The sequence below is a fragment of the Pantoea osteomyelitidis genome, assembly GCF_044342975.1.
Classification (GTDB): Bacteria; Pseudomonadota; Gammaproteobacteria; order Enterobacterales; family Enterobacteriaceae; genus Pantoea; species Pantoea osteomyelitidis.
Window position 1 is genome coordinate 164,875 of the sequence record NZ_JBGFSN010000011.1, and the last position, 17,910, is coordinate 182,784.

Consider the following 17,910-nt stretch of genomic DNA (forward strand, 5'->3'; position numbering starts at 1 on the left):
TCTGACTCAGCGACGCCAGCGCCGCAGTAAACGGCTTTTCAGACCGGTATCGAAGCGCCATATATGGTCGAAAATCCGCAGTATGCCTGGCTTGCCGTAAGCTGACATAGCAACGGCGTGAAAACGTTGCTGATTGTGTCGCTGACGCAATTTGACCGTTTTGATCACCTCATCCGGCAGGCGTTGAGCAATAAAGTCGGAGATAACCACCGCATCCGCTTCCTGCCACGGCAAGCCTTCCATGCGCGCTACTACCGCGCTGAGGCAGGCCGCCAGATCGGTGCCGCCGCGAAAACGCTGGCTGAGAAAACGAATCGCCTGTTCCAGGCCGTTATCGGCGGTCAGCTCATAGCCAATCACCTCGTGCGCAAAAAGCATGATGTAGCAACGGCGTTTGTCGGCCAGCGCCACTTTTAGCAGCGCCAGGCAGAACGCTTTGGCGCAGCGTTCGTTAAAGCCGCCCATCGAGCCTGAAGTATCAACGCAGACAATAAAAGGCCCGCGCGGCTGCGCTTCATGCTGCTGGTGGCTGGCCGGGCGCAGGGTCACTTTGTCATGCCAGGCATCCCCCTGTAGCCGATAGGTCAGCAGACGTTTCTCTACCAACCGGCGATAAAATTCCAGCTCCAGCTCGCTGATGCTGAGCGCAGCCAGTTCCGGCGGCAGCAGACGCAGCACGTCGTCGCTTTGATGGATGCCGCTGACCTCTTCCGGCACCTGATCGGGATCGCGCACCCGCTGATGAAAGGCTTCGCGCGGCGAATCCGGCGACGGCACCGATTTAGCCTCGCGGCTGCGTCCCAGCTGCTGCGCCAGTTTCATCAGCTCCGGCTGCTGCGCCAGAAAATCACCGTATTGCAAAATCAATTGATAGTCGCTGCGCTGCAACGGCGCTTTGCTCATATCCCACAGCCGACCGGCAGCCGATTCATCATCCTCGCCCAGCAAAGGCGCCAGCTGCCCGCTCAGCGCCATACGCTGTTGCAGCTCGGCCAGTAATCGTTCGCGCTGCTGCTCCAGCAGCTGTTCATTTAGCGTCAGGGTTTGCAGCGTCAGGCTCAGCCGCCAGCGCTGCAGAAATAAACTGTGCTGCGCTGTGCTGAGTCTCTGCGCATCGGTATGCAGCAGCAACTTGTGCGCCTCGGCAAGAAAGGGAGAGGGCAGGGATGACAGCCCGGAGAGGATATCGGGCAGTTGCTGATTGAACTCCCGATCGTCCCACAGCTGCGCGCGCTGGAAAAGGGTAAACTCCTGCAACAGCGCGCCGGGCACCGGCGTCGCTTTCAGTTCCTCGATAATTTCCGACTTCCAGCGTGGGATGTCGCGTATCAGCGCCTGCTTCATGCGCGGAAATTTTTCAAAAAACAGCGCCAGCTGCGGCGAGGCGAGCAGGGCGACGATCAGGTCTTCAACCAGCTCGGTTTCAGCAATAGAAAGCAGAGAGCTGAGCGCCTCCAGCGAAATCATTGTCGTGCCTGTTTCAGCTGTTCCGCTACGTCCTGTAGGCTGGTTTCGATACGCGCCAGCCAGTCGTCGCTGATAAACAGGCAACGCTGATGCTGGCTAAAAAGATGACGCTGCGCGCGCAGCTGGGTGTCCAGTTCATCCAGCGCCTCGACGATTTCATCGGGCAAGGCGGTGTTCTGGGCGATACCCGGCAGCGTCAGGCGCGTGGATTGCAGGCTCACATCGCGTAGCGTCAGACAGCTCTGGGCATCGACCATCAGATCCAGCGTCTGCGGGAAACCGATGCCGTTCAGCTTGCCGCGCGCCTCGCCCCCTTTTTGCAGCCAGTGGTTGAGCGCCTCGCGGCTGATTACCACATGCATCACCTGAATATCATGCAGCATCAGCGGCTGCTGCAGCATCAGCGTCAGCTGTTCATCATTTACCCCTTGCGGCAGATCGTAATGGGGTTTACGGCTGAACATGCCGCTGTGTTTCTCCAGCGTGATGGCCTGCGCCACGCTCTGCTGCTGTTGCAACACCAGGCGGCGCGCTTTGATCTGTTGCAGTTTGAGCAGCATCGGCTGCTGCTGCCAGGCCTGCTGGGTCATCAGCGTGTCGATTTCCCGATCGAGCAGCTGCATCGACGCCACGTCATACCACAGGCAATCTTTCAGCAGCACCAGATCAATAGAGGCGATGGCGGTGCGCCCACTGTAAAAGGCGCTGGCCTGCAACAGATGGATCGCTTTTTTCCAGCGGCGATCGGAAATGTAAGGCGCTGCGGGTAAACTCTCCAGCTGCTGGCGCAGCTGGAAGATCAATTCAAAAACATGGTCGGGCAGGCTGACCTGCGCGATCCCTTTCTGCCACAGTTGATACTCTTCATCGCTGATGCGCAGGGCATCAGCGACCGGATTGCTGCTTTCATCCTGCTGGTGGGTCAACATGCTGCGGAAGTTCTGCTTTTCATGCACGTTATCCAGCCAAAGGCGAATCAGCATGCGGTCATACAGCGCGTCCAGGCCGCTTTCCGCTTCGGGCAGCTCGTTGGATGCGGTGACCAGCAGGCGCATGGGAATCGTCTCTTCGCAGTCGCCGTTGCGAAAGCGTCGCTCATTGATGGCGGTGAGCAGGGTATTCAGGATCGCCGGACCCGCTTTCCAGATCTCATCGAGAAAAACGATTTCCGCGTCAGGCAGATAGCCTTTTGTCAGGCGCTGGTAGCGGCCTTCATCTTTCAACGCCTGGATGGAGAGCGGGCCGAAAACCTCCTCCGGCGTGGAGAAGCGCGTCATCAGATATTCAAAGGCGCGCGCGTGGCGAAAGGCGTATTTCAGGCGACGGGCAATCAGACTTTTCGCGATGCCCGGCGGTCCAAGCAAAAATACGCTCTCGCCGCACAGGGCGGCCAGCAAACAGAGGCGAATGGCATGATGTCGTTCATACAAGCCTTTCTCTAACGCATTACTGAGGCGAGAAATTCTTTCTGCCAAAAGATGGGGTTGAGCCATAATCACTTCATCGTCCTTCAGATTTTGGTGCCGTCGCGTTTTGGCAATCGCTTACTCTACTGATTATCATGCGAGAATGCGTTGATAGCCGTCTGCTTTTTTGTTTCAGAAAATTGAAAGTATTCTCCGACCGCAAAGCCCCTTTGTTTCCGCCGTTCCGGGTTGCGGGAGCGGGTTCGATCCGCAACAGGGGTAGGCTTTTCAGGGAATATGTGCATACTGTGCGTTTTTTGATGGCCTGAGCGATGGGCGGCATTGTTGCCATCCGCTCCAACAAAAGATAATTCTATGAGCTCGGATAACAAGCAGTCTCTTGGTGCGACAACACTGGCGGCTATCGGTGTGGTGTACGGCGATATCGGTACCAGTCCGCTCTATACCCTGCGTGAATGTCTCTCCGGCCAGTTTGGTTTTGGCGTGGAGCGGGAAGCCGTGTTTGGTTTTCTTTCCCTGATTTTCTGGCTGCTGATTCTGGTGGTTTCGCTGAAGTACATCAGCTATGTGATGCGTGCCGATAACGCGGGCGAAGGGGGCATCCTGACCCTGATGTCGCTGGCGGGACGCAATACTGGCGCCAGGGCGACCGCCATACTGGTTATTATGGGCCTGATTGGCGGCAGCTTCTTCTATGGCGAGGTGGTGATCACTCCGGCGATTTCGGTGATGTCAGCGATTGAAGGGCTGGAAATTGCCGCGCCTGCGCTTGATAGCTGGATCGTTCCGCTTTCCATCGCCGTTCTTACCATGCTGTTCGCGATCCAGAAACAGGGCACCGGTATTGTAGGCAAGCTGTTCGCGCCGGTGATGCTGCTGTGGTTTATCGTGCTGGCGGTGCTGGGGATTAACGGCATTGTGAAAAATCCCGAGGTGCTGCAGGCGCTGAATCCGGCCTATGCCGCTAACTTTTTCATTCATTATAAAACCATCTCTTTCTTCGCGTTGGGCGCGGTGGTGCTGTCGATTACCGGCGTGGAAGCGCTCTACGCGGACATGGGCCACTTCGGCAAAAAACCTATCCGGCTCGCCTGGTTTTGTGTGGTATTGCCGTCGCTGGCGCTGAACTATTTCGGTCAGGGCGCGCTGCTGCTGCAACACCCGGCAGCGATCAAAAACCCCTTTTTCCTGCTGGCACCCGACTGGGCGCTGATACCCATGCTGATTCTGGCGACGCTGGCGACGGTTATCGCCTCGCAGGCGGTGATCTCCGGCGTCTTTTCCCTGACGCGTCAGGCGGTACGTCTGGGCTATCTGTCGCCGATGCGCATTATTCACACCTCGGAGCAGGAATCGGGGCAGATTTATATTCCGATCATCAATTGGGTGCTCTATTTCGCCGTGGTGATTGTGATTGTCAGCTTTGAACACTCCAGCAATCTGGCTGCTGCCTACGGCATTGCGGTGACGGGCACCATGGTGCTGACTTCGATTCTCTCCTGCACCGTAGCGGTGAAAAACTGGCACTGGAATAAAATTGCCGTGTCGCTGATTTTGCTGCTGATGTTGTGCATTGATGTGCCGCTGTTCTCCGCGAATCTGGTGAAAGTTTTCTCTGGCGGCTGGCTGCCGCTCTGCCTTGCTTTGTTGATGTTCCTGATCATGACCACCTGGAAGAGCGAGCGTTTCCGCCTGCTGCGTCGCATGCATGAACACGGCAACTCGCTGGACGCGATGATTAACTCGCTGGAGAAATCGCCGCCGGTGCGCGTGCCGGGCACCGCAGTTTATATGTCGCGCGCGCTTAACGTGATCCCGTTTGCCATGCTGCATAACCTCAAACATAACAAGGTGCTGCATGAGCGCGTGGTGCTGCTGACGCTGCGTACTGAAGACGCGCCTTACGTGCATAACGTGCGTCGTGTAACTATCGAACAGCTTTCACCTACCTTCTGGCGCGTGGTCGCTATCTACGGCTGGCGCGAAACACCAAACGTAGAGGAGATTTTCCACCGCTGCGGGCTGGAAGGATTGAACTGCCGCATGATGGAAACGTCGTTCTTTATGTCGCACGAGTCACTGATCATGGGGAAACGCCCCTGGTATCTGCGCCTGCGCGGCAAGCTGTTCATGGCTTTACAGCGTAACGCGCTGCGCGCGCCGGATCAGTTTGAGATTCCGCCAAATCGCGTTATCGAACTGGGAACGCAGGTCGAGATCTGATTTCTCTACTGTACGCTCTTCGGGCCACCCGGAGAGCGCTACCAATACAGCGCAACACAAAACCCCCCGCCTGAACGATTCCTGAACTGCACCTGCATGCCGTGCAGCTGAGCAACGTCACGGACAATCGAAAGCCCCAGCCCACTGCCACTTTTCTCCTGGCCCGGTGGACGCCAGAAGCGTTCTCCCAGTCTTGCCAGATCATCCTCACTGACGCCTGGTCCGTTATCTGCTATCTGCAGGGAATGTGCACGTAAAGTAATATCCACTTTGCTACCCGATGGCGTATAGCGAATCGCGTTCTCAAGCAGGTTGCGTACCAGCAGCGACAGCAGCAGAGGATGACCGGTCATCATGGGTTCCGCCTCTGTATGCGGGCGCAGCATGATATTTGCCTGTCTGGCGCTGGCGGATTGCTGCAAAACAACTTCCTGAACCAGCCTGTTTAGCGCGACAGGCTGAAAGGTTTTACGCTTATCATCAGCCTCAACACGAGAAAGCGTTAACAGCTGATCCACCAGGCGCGTTGCGCGGATAATGCCTGCATCCAGCTGTTGTAAGGCTCGCCGCCGCATCTCGTCATCGTCATCTGCTAGCTGGACAACCTCGCTCTGTACGCGCAGCGCCGCCAGCGGGCTACGCAGTTCATGCGCGGCATCGGAAATAAAACGGCGTTCGCGTTGCAGCATAAGCGTAATGCGCGAGAACAGGCCGTTCAACGCCTCAACCAGCGGTCTGATCTCTTTCGGCAGACGCGAAGTGAGCAACGGTGTTGCATCATCAGGCACACGCTGACGGAGCTGGCGAGCAAGCTTTTTTAGCGGAAGTAGTTCATAGGCTATCAATCCCAATAGCATGAGCAGCATCAGTGGCAGTGCAATCAACCAAGGGATCACGCTGCTTTTCACCAGTTGCGCCGTCATGTCGTCACGGTATTCCCCTTCCTGACCAACAACGACGCGCACGCGTTGATCCGGGCTTGTCAACCACAGCAGACGCCAGCGATCATCGTCGTCCTGCAATTGTCCGTCGGTAAAACCGTTATAGTCAGGATTGAATATCAGTGCCTTGCCGTTGTCGCCATCATTCAGCAACATCCTGCCGTCACGGCTGAAAATGGCAAACGCCAGCGCGTCATCCTCCAGCTGTCCACGATGATGGCGCAGCAGCGTCTTGCTTTTCGGTAGCGTTGCTGCATTACCGTTGAGCGAGGCGACATCCAGCGTCAACAGCCGTTTGGCAAACAGCATTTGTTGGGTATCAAACAATTCATTAATCTTTTCCCGGGTCTGATACCAGGCACTCAGGCTGGCGCTGCCCCAGCAGATAAGCGTCAGCAAAATAAAGCCGATCATCAGGCGAATAAACAGGCTCATCACTCTTCTCCCAGCCTGTAACCAATGCCATGTACGGTGCGGATAAAAGTGCTGCCCAGTTTCTTACGCAGATGATGAATATGTACTTCTACCGCATTGCTGGAAACCTCTTCATCCCAGCTGTAGAGTTTTTCTTCCAGATAGGCACGCGTCAGGATGCGTCCCGGATTACGCATAAACAGTTCCAGCAACGCCAGCTCACGGCTTTTCATCACAACCGGCTCGTCGCCAAGCAGCACGCTGTGACTATCGGGCAACAGCACAACGTTACCGTGCTGCAACTCAGGCTTCAGCTGACCATATCGCCGTCGAATAAGCGCCTGCAGACGGGCAGCCACTTCGCTCAGGGCAAAAGGTTTGCACAAATAATCATCCGCGCCCTGCTGCAAACCTTCAACACGCTCATCGAGCGCGTCACGAGCAGTGAGGATCAACACGGGTTCATCCCGGCCCTGCTGACGCCAGTGATGAAGTATTTCCAGTCCGTCCCGCTCGGGCAGAGTTAAATCCAGCAATACCGCATCATAAGGCGCGGCATCCAGCGCCGTGCTACCTTGTTCGCCAGAAACAAACCAGTCAACGCTGAAGCCCATTTTCCCCAGGCCCGCTTTAATGCCATCGCCGATTAAACGATCGTCTTCAATCAATAAAATGCGCATCAGTTTATTTCCCTCCTGTTGGGTTTATACGAACCCGATAGCGGCTTGTACAGGTCATATCAACGATTCGCGCTTCCGGGGCAAAAAAAATTGCCCCTTAAGATCCTGTTAAGAACCTCGTGCTGTAATGAATTTCGTCAATGACGTACATACATGGAAAAGAGGTGAAAATATGAAGAAGTCAGCAGCACTGATCGCGATTATGACTCTGGTTACAACCCCGGTACTGGCGGCGCAGCAAGGCGGCTTTGTTGATCCCAATACCCCCGCCGCCAGCGTGAAACAGGGCGGTTTTAGTGGCAACAGCGGCACTGTAGTAACGGTGAAACAGGCTCAGGGAATGAAAGATGACAGCTGGGTTACCTTACGCGGCAACATTGAAAAGCGCACCGGAGACGAGGATTACCTCTTCCGTGATGCGACCGGCACGATGACGGTCGAGATTGACCATAAGCGCTGGGAAGGCCAAACCGTCTCGCCAAAAGAAAATGTTGAATTAACCGGTGAGCTGGACAAAGAAGACAACGCTATTGAGATGGATGTTAAGCAGGTGAAAAAATTGCCGTAAGCCAAATAAGGCCGCCTTTAGCGGCGGCTTATTGTTCAAAGCCCCGGCGCTTTCCACATTGAGGTAGTGAGTTTTTTATCCACTAACCCAAGCTGATCGGCATAGACCTGCTGCCAGGCGGATTTCTGTTGCAGATAGTCCTGATGACGCTGGGGATCGGGCTGATATTCCCGCTCCCAGCGCACCAGCGCTTCGCCGGTTTCCGCCAGAGACGAATAGACGCCGCCCGCCACGCCCGCCGCAATCGCACAGCCTAACGCCGTCGCCTCTTTCACTACCGGAACCTTTACCGGTACGCCGGTCACATCGCTGAGGATCTGGCTCCATAGCTTTCCTTTCGCCCCGCCGCCGGCAAACACCAGCGCAGGCGCCCGGACGCCTGCGAAATCCGCAATCAGATCGAGATTGCAGGCCGACACTATCGCGGCATTCTCTTCCAGCGCGCGAAACAGCGTTTGCTTGTTACAGCGCTCGGGGTCGATAGATAAATTGATAAAAGAGGGCGCGGCGTGATACCAGTTTTTAAAATGCATCGCATCGGAGAAAACAGGAATAACGCCCCATGCGCCTGGCGGGACGCGCGCCGCCATCTCCTCCAGCAGGCTGTAGGTATCGACACCCAGCCGCTGCGACAGCAGTTTCTCTTCCGAACAAAACGCGTCGCGAAACCAGCGCATGGTCAAACCGGTAAAAAAGCTGATCGATTCCGCCTGCGCCATGCCGGGGATCACATGAGGATTGATACGAATGTTCATCTCCGGATCGGTCGCCACCTTGGGGAGATTAACCACCTGTTGCCAGAAGGTGCCGCCCAGCACGGCGGTTTGTCCGGCGCGCACCACGCCCAGCCCCAGCGTGCCAAGCTGTACGTCGCCGCCGCCCATGCCGACCGGCGTTCCCGCTTTTAATCCTGAGGCTTCGGCGGCCTGCGCCGTTACATAGCCCAGACGGCTGCCGGTTTCCATTACCGGCGACAACATATCGGCCCGCAGTCCCGCCAGGGTGAGCAGTTCAGGACACCAGCTGCGCGTAGCCAGATCGAGCATACCGGTGGTACCGGCGTTGGAAGGATCTACAGCAAGCTCGCCGCTCAGCATAAAGGCCAGCCAGTCGCTGATCATGGTAAGGGTTGCCGCCTGACGATAGATATCAGGGCGATGATGCGCCAGCCAGAGCAGGCGCGGTATGGCGCTCAGCGCCAGCGTCTGGCCGGAACGTGCATAGACTTCCTGCTCAAACTGGCCGTCGTGAATCGCTTTCAGCTCGGCGACTTCGCTGCTGGCGCGCGCATCGACATTGGCGCAGGCCCAGATTGGCTCGCCTGCTTTGTTGTAAAGCACAATTCCTTCACGCATTGAACAGGCGGATACCGCCCGAATCGCTGAGGCGGGAAGCTGTGCCTGATCCAGCGCCTGACGAATACACTGACAGGTAAGCTGCCAGTTTTTATGCAGATCGAACTCCATCGATCCCGGCACATCCGGCACCGCCAGATGTTGCCACTCCGCCTGACCCACGGCGAGCTGCTCGCCGCTGGCGGTAAAAATAACCGCCCGAATACTGCCCGTACCGGCATCCAGCGCCAGCAGGCAGGATGAGTTGTCGCTTGCGGTGAGACGTTCGTTCATTATTTTGCCCCTCAGTCTGTTTGCCGGTCACGGATACGGCCCGATACCTCTCACCGCCTGCCATTACTTATAAGTGATGGCCCGAAATGTACCATCGCCCGCTGCGTGGATTGTGAGCGGTGCGACAAAATGGCTTTCAAAAAAATTAATCTTTTAAAACAATTAATTGAACTGTGATCGCCTCATGAGTTTTATCTGGATCGGCTGACTAGCTTTTGAATGAAATTGAAAACTGAACAGAGCGGCTGAAAACATTAAGGAGGGTGCATGGAAGTGACGCTGGTTGAGATCAATGTAAAAGCAGACAAAATCGAGGAATTTAAACGAGTGTTTTTAGCCAATCATCTCGGAGCGATTAACGAGCCGGGAAATTTGCGATTTGATGTACTGCAGGACAGCTTAATACCGACGCGTTTTTATATTTATGAAGCCTACACGGATAATGAGGCGGTAATGGCCCATAAAAAAACCGCGCATTATCAGAATTGCGTGGCGGCGCTGGAAAACCTGATGTCCAAACCCCGTAAGAAAACGCTCTTCAGGGCGCTCTATCCCTGAATGCCTTTCCGTAAAGAGGGGGAGCGGCTCTTCCCTTCTTTATCCGCGCCACCTAAATCAAATTTCTCCTGCAACCAACGAAACGTTTCGATAGCGATCACATTTCCATGATCTGGTGATTGAGTTGCGTTGCGCATTTCATACACTGCCAACAGCGAAACGTTTCGCTGTGGGGAAAATAATGAAAAAAGGTCGCTTGTTAAACGCTGAACTCTCTTACGTGATTGCCCGCCTCGGACACACGGATACGCTGACGATCGCCGATGCGGGCCTGCCTGTTCCGACGGGTCCACAACGCATCGATCTGGCGCTGACGCCGGGTACGCCCGATTTTTTGCAGGTCGTCAATGCGGTAACGCAGGAGATGCAGGTGGAAAGCGCCCTGATTGCGGAAGAGATCAAGCAGCATAATCCGCAGCTTCACAGCGAGCTGCTCGCGGTGCTCGAAGCCTTGCAACAGCATCAGGGAAATACCATCGCTATAAGCTACACCAGTCACGAAAAGTTCAAACAACAAACTCAGCGTAGTCAGGCGGTCATTCGCAGCGGGGAGTGTTCTCCGTATGCGAATGTCATCCTGAGCGCGGGTGTCACCTTCTGAGGCCACTATGCAACCTTTATTGCAGCTCGAAGGCATTGAAAAATCGTTTCCTGGCGTAAAGGCGTTGAAAGGCGCATCCCTGAGCGTCTGGCCAGGACGCGTCATGGCGCTGGTGGGCGAAAACGGCGCAGGCAAATCCACCATGATGAAGGTGCTGACGGGCATCTACAGTCGTGACGCCGGTTCGCTGCGCTGGCTGGGCAATGAAACCACCTTCAGCGGGCCAAAAGCCTCGCAGGAGGCGGGCATTGGCATTATTCATCAGGAGCTGAACCTGATTCCGCAGCTCACTGTGGCGGAAAATATTTTCCTGGGTCGCGAGTTTGTTAGCCGGTTTGGCCGCATCGACTGGAAACGTATGTATGACGAAGCGGATGCCTTGCTGAAGCGCCTGAACCTGCGCTTTAACAGCCATCAACTGGTGGGGGATCTCTCCATTGGCGATCAGCAAATGGTGGAAATCGCCAAAGTGCTCAGCTTCAAATCCCAGGTGATCATCATGGATGAGCCGACCGATGCGCTGACCGATACCGAAACGCTGTCGCTGTTCCGCGTCATCAACGAGCTGAAAGCTCAGGGCTGCGGCATCGTCTATATCTCCCACCGCATGAAAGAGATTTTTGAGATCTGCGATGACGTCACGGTATTCCGCGACGGCCAGTTTATTGCCGAGCGCGCCGTCAGCGAGCTGGACGAAGAGTCGCTGATTGAAATGATGGTGGGACGTAAGCTGGAAGATCAATATCCGCGTCTCGATAAAGCGCCGGGCGAGATACGGCTGAAAGTCGATAACCTGAATGGTCCGGGCGTGCATAACGTCAGCTTTACCCTGCGCAAAGGGGAGATTCTTGGCGTTTCCGGCCTGATGGGCGCCGGACGCACCGAGCTGATGAAGCTGCTCTACGGCGCCTTGCCGAAAAGCGGCGGCAACGTGTGGCTTGATGGTCGGGAAGTAAATACTCGCTCACCTCAGGATGGGCTGGCTAACGGCATCGTCTATATCTCTGAGGATCGCAAACGCGACGGACTGGTGCTCGGCATGTCGGTAAAAGAGAACATGTCGCTCACCGCGCTGCGCTATTTCAGCCGTAGCGGCGGCAGCCTGAAGCACGCGGCGGAGCAGCTGGCGGTCGGCGATTTTATCCGTCTGTTTAATGTGAAAACGCCGTCAATGGAGCAGCCGATCGGCCTGCTGTCCGGCGGCAACCAGCAGAAAGTGGCGATTGCGCGCGGGCTGATGACGCGCCCGAACGTGCTGATCCTCGACGAGCCGACGCGCGGCGTGGATGTCGGGGCGAAAAAAGAGATCTATCAGCTGATTAACCAGTTTAAGGCCGAGGGGCTGAGCATCATTCTGGTGTCGTCGGAAATGCCGGAGGTGCTCGGCATGAGCGACCGCATTCTGGTGATGCATGAAGGCCGCCTGAGCGGTGAATTTACCAGTGAGCAGGCCACGCAAGAAGCCCTGATGGCGGCGGCGGTCGGTAAGCAACACAGCGAGGAGTTAGTTGTATGAGTACGCAAACCTTACCGGCCAGCCGTCGCTGGTTCAGCAAAGCCTGGCTGATGGAGCAAAAGTCGCTGATCGCGCTCATCGTGCTGATCGCCGTGGTCGCCAGCCAAAGCCCGAACTTCTTTACCCTGGCGAACCTGTTCAATATTCTGCAGCAAACCTCGGTCAACGGCATTATGGCGGTGGGCATGACGCTGGTGATCCTCACCTCCGGCATCGATCTCTCGGTAGGCTCGCTGCTGGCACTGACCGGCGCGGTAGGCGCCTCGATTGTCGGACTGGAAGTGAATGCGCTGGTCGCGGTGGCCGCCTCGCTGGCGCTGGGAGCGTTTATCGGCGCGATTACCGGCACCATTGTGGCGAAAGGCAAGGTGCAGGCGTTTATCGCCACGCTGGTGATGATGTTGCTGCTGCGCGGGGTCACCATGGTCTACACCGACGGCAGCCCGGTCAATACCGGCTTTAACGATAATGCCGATCTCTTTGGCTGGTTCGGTATCGGCCGCCCGCTGGGCATCCCGACGCCGGTCTGGCTGATGGCAATTGTGTTTCTGCTCGCCTGGTACATGCTGCATCACACTCGCCTGGGACGTTATATCTACGCGCTGGGCGGCAACGAGGCGGCAACGCGCCTGTCAGGCATCAACGTTAACCGCGTCAAAATCATCGTCTATGCGCTGAGCGGTATGCTGGCGGCCCTGGCAGGCACCATCGAAGTGGCGCGCCTTTCATCGGCACAGCCCACTGCCGGTACCGGTTATGAACTGGATGCGATTGCCGCCGTGGTGCTGGGCGGCACCAGCCTGGCGGGGGGTAAAGGCCGCATTGTCGGCACGCTGATCGGCGCGCTGATTCTCGGCTTCCTGAATAACGGATTGAACTTATTGGGCGTTTCTTCCTACTACCAGATGATCGTGAAGGCAGTGGTGATACTGCTGGCGGTGCTGGTGGACAACAAAAGCAGTAAATAACTCTGACCTTTATAAAGGAATTAATAATGAAAAAGTTGACCGCTTTGGCCGTGATCCTTGGCGCCACCCTGAGTGCCAGCGCAATGGCAAAAGAGACGATTGCACTGGTGGTTTCTACGCTGAATAACCCTTTTTTCGTTTCTCTGAAGGACGGCGCACAGAAAGAAGCTGACAAACTGGGCTATAACCTGGTGGTGCTTGATTCACAGAACAACCCGGCAAAAGAGTTGGCGAACGTGCAGGACCTGACGGTGCGCGGCACCAAACTGCTGCTAATCAACCCAACCGACTCCGATGCGGTAGGCAATGCGGTAAAAATGGCTAACCAGGCGAAAATCCCGGTAATTACCCTGGATCGCATGGCGGCTAAAGGCGAAGTGGTGAGCCATGTGGCGTCCGATAACCGTTTCGGCGGCAAAATGGCTGGCGACTTTATCGCGAAGAAGGTTGGTGACGGAGCAAAAATCATTGAGCTGCAGGGTATCGCCGGTACGTCGGCGGCGCGCGAGCGTGGCGAAGGTTTCAAACAGGCCGCTGATGCCCATAAATTCACCGTGCTGGCCAGCCAGCCGGCGGACTTTGACCGTACCAAGGGTCTGAACGTAATGCAGAATCTGCTGCAGGCGCACCCGGACGTGCAGGCGGTGTTTGCGCAGAACGATGAAATGGCGCTGGGCGCGCTGCGCGCATTGCAAACCGCCGGTAAGACTGATGTGGTGGTGGTCGGTTTCGACGGCACGGCTGACGGCGTGAAAGCGGTTGAAGGCGGTAAGCTCACCGCTACCGTCGCGCAGATGCCGGATAAGATTGGCATGATCGGCGTAGAGACTGCTGATAAAGTGCTGAAAGGTGAAAAGGTGCAGGCGATCAATCCGGTCGATCTGAAACTGGTCACCAAATAAATCAAAGAAAAGCAGGGCAACGCGCCACCTGATGGGTGGCGCTCTTTCTGGATTACTCCCTTATGAGCAAAAGCGCAAAACTGGCGGTACTCGGCAGTATCAATGCCGATCATATTCTTAATCTGGCGCATTTCCCGCGCCCCGGTGAAACGGTGATCGGGAAACAGTATCAGATTGCCTTTGGCGGCAAAGGGGCGAATCAGGCGGTTGCCGCTGGCCGTGCCGGCGCTGACATCGCCTTTATTGCCTGCGTGGGTGCAGACGATACCGGCGAGCGTATTCGCCAGCAGCTGGCGCAGGACCAGATCGATACTTCGCCAGTGGAAACCATCGCGGGCGAAGCGACCGGCGTGGCGATGATTTTCGTTAACGGCGACGGGGAAAACAGTATCGGTATCTTTGCCGGTGCGAATGCAGCGCTTACGCCAGCCTGCGTGGAACGGCATCAGCAGGTTATTAAGGACGCCGACGCCCTGTTAATGCAGCTGGAATCGCCGCTGGAGAGCGTGCTGAGCGCGGCGAAAATTGCTCATCAGCATCAAACGCAGGTGATTCTCAACCCGGCGCCGGCGACACAACTCTCCGATGAGCTGTTGGCGTTAATCGACATTATTACGCCAAACGAAACGGAAGCGGAAATTCTCACCGGCATCGCGGTAAAGAGCAGTGAGGATGCGGCGCGTGCGGCCGGTGCGCTTCATGAGAAAGGTATCGGTACAGTATTGATTACGTTGGGCAGTCGCGGCGTCTGGCTGAGCGAGCAGGGCAACGGCCAACACATCCCTTGTTTTCGTGTTGAGGCGATAGATACCATTGCGGCAGGAGATACCTTCAACGGCGCGTTTATCACTGCACGCCTTGAGGGCCAGGCGGTGGTCGATGCGGTGCATTTTGCCCATGCCGCGGCGGCAATCGCCGTTACCCGCCCCGGCGCGCAACCTTCGGTACCCTGGCGTGCCGAGATTGATGCGTTTCTGCAGCAACAAGGTTAATGACGTGCCAACCATGAAAGATGTCGCCCGCATGGCGGGCGTCTCAACCTCAACCGTTTCGCATGTGATTAACAACAACCGTTTTGTCAGCGACTCAGTTCGCGAGAAGGTGGAGCAGGCGATCCGCGAGCTGAACTATGCCCCTTCGGCGCTGGCGCGCAGCCTGAAAATGAATCAAACCCATACCATCGGCATGTTGGTGACCACCAGTAGCAACCCTTTCTATTCGGAAGTGGTGCGCGGGGTAGAGAATAGTTGTTATGAGCGCGGCTACAGCCTAATCCTCTGTAATACCGCCGGGGATGAGGAGCGCATGAATCGCAGCCTGGAAACGCTGTTGCAGAAACGCGTCGACGGGCTGCTGATCATGTGTACCGAAAGCCATCTCCCCTCCGCTGAGATTCTGAATCGCTATCCCTCTATTCCTGTTGTCATGATGGACTGGGCGCCGTTTGAGGGGCGCAGCGACATTATTCAGGATAACGCCCTGCTCGGCGGCGAGATGGCGACGCAGCACCTTATCGATCGCGGCTATACGCGCATCGCCTGCATTGCCGGTCCGCTGGATAAGACGCCGGCCCGCTTGCGTCTGGAAGGTTATCAGAAAGCGATGGCGAACAGCGGGCTGGCAATCCCGCCAGGCTATGTGGTTAACGGCGATTTTGAATTTCATGGCGGCTACCACGCGATGAATCAGCTGCTCTGCCTGAATCCGCTGCCGCAGGCGGTTTTTACCAGCAATGATGCGATGGCGCTTGGCGTCTATCACGCGCTTTATCAGGCCGGACTGCGCATTCCGCAGGATATCGCCGTGATGGGTTATGATGATATTGAACTGGCGCGTTACATGACGCCGCCTCTAAGCACCATTCATCAGCCCAAAGATGCGCTGGGCGAGCTGGCGATCGATACGCTGATTCATCGTTTTGGCAATCCCGACGTCAGCCAACAAACGCTGGTGCTGACGCCGGAACTGATAGAGCGCGGTTCGGTTTAAGCGGCTTTCTTCTTTTTATCGCGGTTGGTAATCAAATGACGGCCATCGCCGTTTCGCAGCAGCATAAAGGTAAGGCCCGACAGCACGGTGACCACGCCCATCGTCAGGAAGGTGGCGTGGAATTGCTGAATGGTGGTGCTGTCGAACTCCTGATAAAAGCGCAATACCGCTGCGCTGACCGCCACGCCAAAGCTGATAGCCAGCTGTTGCGTCACTGCCAGCACGCTGTTGCCGCCGCTGGCATTTTCATCCGTTAAGTCAGCCAGCGTAATCGTGTTCATCGCGGTGAACTGTGTCGACATCGCCATCCCCAGCAGAAACAACGGAATCAACAGCAGTACGATGCCCTGAGACGGTGACTGCCAGGTAAAGGTTACGATCAGCGCGCCGATGATGGTCGTCACACCCACCAACGTCCAGCGATAGCCAAACAGACGCAGCACCGGCGTCACGGTTGATTTCGCCAGCAGTGAACCAATCGCCGTCGGCGCCATCATGCAGCCAGCAATAATCGCCGAGTAGCCAAAGCCTACCTGTAGCATTAGCGGCATCAGAAAAGGTACGCAGCCGGTACCGAGACGCGAAGCGATATTACCAATGATGCCGATAGAGAAGGTGCGCGTTTTAAACATCGGCAGGCCAATCAGCGGTGACGGGTGTCGACGCGCATGCACTATATAAAGAAGCAGCAGCACAACGCCCGCCACTAATATGCCGCTTGCCAGCCAGGCCGACACAATGCGTTCGCCAAACAGCTCAATGCCAATTGAGATAAGCACCAGCCCAATACCAAAAAGCAGAAAGCCCGGCAGGTCGAAGCGGCGCTTAGGCGTGGTGAAGTCAGGCATATATTTGCGGGCGTAGAATATTCCCAGCAGACCGATGGGAATATTAATCAAAAAGATCCAGTGCCAGGTCGCATAGGTAACTAGCAGGCCGCCCAGCATCGGGCCGAGAAGCGGGCCGACCAGACCGGGCATCGTGACAAAGTTGAGTACCGGCAGTAACTGACTGCGCGGATAGGCGCGCAGCAGAGCCAGGCGCGCCACCGGCATCATCATTGCGCCTCCTACGCCTTGCGCCACGCGCGAAATCACCAGCATAGTGAGGGTGCCGGAAAGCGCACAGGCCAGCGAGCCAAGCGTAAACAGCGATACCGCGACAATAAATACCTTACGCGTACCGAAACGATCGGCCAGCCAGCCGCTGACAGGAATCAGCATCGCCACCGTGAGCGTATAGCTGATAACAGCGGATTGCATCGCAAGAGGGGAACGCTCAAGGCTGGTAGCGATAGCGGGTAGTGCGGTGTTCAGAATGGTGGCATCCAGTGCCTGCATGAAAAATGCCATGGCGGCTATCCATGGCAGACCGGCCATACTGCGCGCGGATCGAATCATCGAAAATCCTTCTTATCGCTGCCCAGCACTAAACGCTGGAGGAAAAAACGCATGGGGAAACAGAATAGCACCGCTGTCACAATACGCAGATGAGATTTATTCCTGTTAAAGAGAGAAGTTGCGCCTTTAAACAGCAAGAAATGTCTGCTTTTTCAGCACCTGCCTAAAAAAGGAGCACTCGACAGATTTTGTTTAAGAAAAGCTTGTCAGTGAGAATTAACTCCCTATAATGCGCCTCCACTGACACGGAACAACGGCTTCACGGCCACCGGGTCAGAGGTTCAGGAAACGCTGAACCGCCGGAGAAAATCGCTGAAAAAAGTGATTGACTCTGAGGGAGAGTAGCGTAATATACGCCACCTCGCGACAGACGGTTAACCCGCTGGTCGCACCGCTCTTTAACAATTTATCAGACAATCTGTGTGGGCACTCGCAGGATTGATATCAGAGCCTCCGGGCTCAAAAAAATATCAAGTCTCAGAGTGAACACGTAATTCATTACGACGTTTTTCCCTGAGCATCGCTTCACGAGTTGAAGCAAATCAAGCTTTTAATTGAAGAGTTTGATCATGGCTCAGATTGAACGCTGGCGGCAGGCCTAACACATGCAAGTCGAACGGTAGCGGGA

General features: G+C 56.0%; 15 protein-coding genes and 1 rRNA gene. 10 read left to right on the forward strand and 6 right to left on the reverse strand.

What is annotated here, in order from left to right:
* Positions 1–6: 6 nt before the first annotated feature.
* Both viaA and ravA read right to left on the reverse strand, forming a co-directional pair.
* Positions 7–1,467, reverse strand: coding sequence for an ATPase RavA stimulator ViaA (gene viaA / locus ABU178_RS19015; protein WP_397217856.1), 1,461 nt, complete (start codon positions 1,465–1,467; stop codon positions 7–9).
* Positions 1,464–2,960: an ATPase RavA gene (gene ravA / locus ABU178_RS19020; RefSeq protein ID WP_397217857.1), complete on the reverse strand. Its 1,497-nt coding sequence runs from the start codon at positions 2,958–2,960 to the stop codon at positions 1,464–1,466. Before ravA ends, viaA begins: the two co-directional genes overlap by 4 nt.
* Before the next feature lie 288 nt (positions 2,961–3,248).
* Here ravA and kup point away from each other — a divergent pair, with 288 nt between their 5' ends.
* A complete protein-coding gene (gene kup, locus ABU178_RS19025; RefSeq protein ID WP_397217859.1) occupies positions 3,249–5,117 on the forward strand; it encodes a low affinity potassium transporter Kup in 1,869 nt (622 codons plus the stop codon).
* Positions 5,118–5,155: 38 nt separating this feature from the next.
* On the opposite strand, the gene qseC is transcribed toward kup, so the two are convergent.
* On the reverse strand, positions 5,156–6,493 hold the full coding sequence (qseC, locus tag ABU178_RS19030) for a quorum sensing histidine kinase QseC (RefSeq protein WP_397217861.1): 1,338 nt from the start codon (positions 6,491–6,493) through the stop codon (positions 5,156–5,158).
* Positions 6,493–7,152, reverse strand: a complete 660-nt coding sequence (gene qseB, locus ABU178_RS19035) for a quorum sensing response regulator transcription factor QseB (RefSeq protein ID WP_397217863.1) — start codon at positions 7,150–7,152, stop codon at positions 6,493–6,495. The genes qseC and qseB overlap by 1 nt, the downstream gene beginning before the upstream one ends.
* A gap of 172 nt (positions 7,153–7,324) precedes the next feature.
* On the opposite strand from qseB, the gene ABU178_RS19040 reads away from it, so the two are divergent.
* Entirely contained in the window at positions 7,325–7,720 is a 396-nt protein-coding gene (locus ABU178_RS19040) for a YgiW/YdeI family stress tolerance OB fold protein (protein WP_397217865.1), read from the forward strand.
* A gap of 35 nt (positions 7,721–7,755) precedes the next feature.
* Here the strand turns inward: ABU178_RS19040 and lsrK are convergent, their stop codons facing one another.
* On the reverse strand, positions 7,756–9,348 hold the full coding sequence (gene lsrK / locus ABU178_RS19045; RefSeq protein WP_397217867.1) for an autoinducer-2 kinase: 1,593 nt from the start codon (positions 9,346–9,348) through the stop codon (positions 7,756–7,758).
* A 267-nt stretch (positions 9,349–9,615) separates the two neighbouring features.
* Here lsrK and lsrG point away from each other — a divergent pair, with 267 nt between their 5' ends.
* The 7 genes from lsrG to rbsR all read left to right on the forward strand — a co-directional run bounded on the left by lsrG (position 9,616) and on the right by rbsR (position 15,882).
* Positions 9,616–9,906: a (4S)-4-hydroxy-5-phosphonooxypentane-2,3-dione isomerase gene (gene lsrG / locus ABU178_RS19050; protein ID WP_397217869.1), complete on the forward strand. Its 291-nt coding sequence runs from the start codon at positions 9,616–9,618 to the stop codon at positions 9,904–9,906.
* Positions 9,907–10,087: 181 nt separating this feature from the next.
* Complete coding sequence (gene rbsD, locus ABU178_RS19055; RefSeq protein ID WP_397217871.1) at positions 10,088–10,507, forward strand: D-ribose pyranase; 420 nt, start codon at positions 10,088–10,090, stop codon at positions 10,505–10,507.
* A 7-nt stretch (positions 10,508–10,514) separates the two neighbouring features.
* A complete protein-coding gene (rbsA, locus tag ABU178_RS19060) occupies positions 10,515–12,023 on the forward strand; it encodes a ribose ABC transporter ATP-binding protein RbsA (RefSeq protein WP_397217873.1) in 1,509 nt (502 codons plus the stop codon).
* Entirely contained in the window at positions 12,020–12,991 is a 972-nt protein-coding gene (gene rbsC, locus ABU178_RS19065) for a ribose ABC transporter permease (RefSeq protein ID WP_397217875.1), read from the forward strand. The genes rbsA and rbsC overlap by 4 nt, the downstream gene beginning before the upstream one ends.
* Positions 12,992–13,017: 26 nt before the next feature.
* A complete protein-coding gene (gene rbsB / locus ABU178_RS19070; RefSeq protein ID WP_397217877.1) occupies positions 13,018–13,893 on the forward strand; it encodes a ribose ABC transporter substrate-binding protein RbsB in 876 nt (291 codons plus the stop codon).
* 62 nt (positions 13,894–13,955) lie between these two features.
* A complete protein-coding gene (gene rbsK / locus ABU178_RS19075; protein WP_397217879.1) occupies positions 13,956–14,885 on the forward strand; it encodes a ribokinase in 930 nt (309 codons plus the stop codon).
* Between the two features lie 13 nt (positions 14,886–14,898).
* Positions 14,899–15,882 carry a ribose operon transcriptional repressor RbsR gene (gene rbsR / locus ABU178_RS19080; protein WP_397217895.1) on the forward strand — a complete coding sequence of 328 codons (984 nt, stop codon included), beginning with the start codon at positions 14,899–14,901 and terminating at the stop codon, positions 15,880–15,882.
* Here the strand turns inward: rbsR and mdtD are convergent.
* On the reverse strand, positions 15,879–17,282 hold the full coding sequence (gene mdtD / locus ABU178_RS19085; protein WP_397217881.1) for a multidrug transporter subunit MdtD: 1,404 nt from the start codon (positions 17,280–17,282) through the stop codon (positions 15,879–15,881). The genes rbsR and mdtD overlap by 4 nt on opposite strands.
* 551 nt (positions 17,283–17,833) lie before the next feature.
* Between mdtD and ABU178_RS19090 the strand changes: the two genes are divergently transcribed.
* Positions 17,834–17,910 (forward strand): 16S ribosomal RNA (locus ABU178_RS19090); the annotation flags it as partial.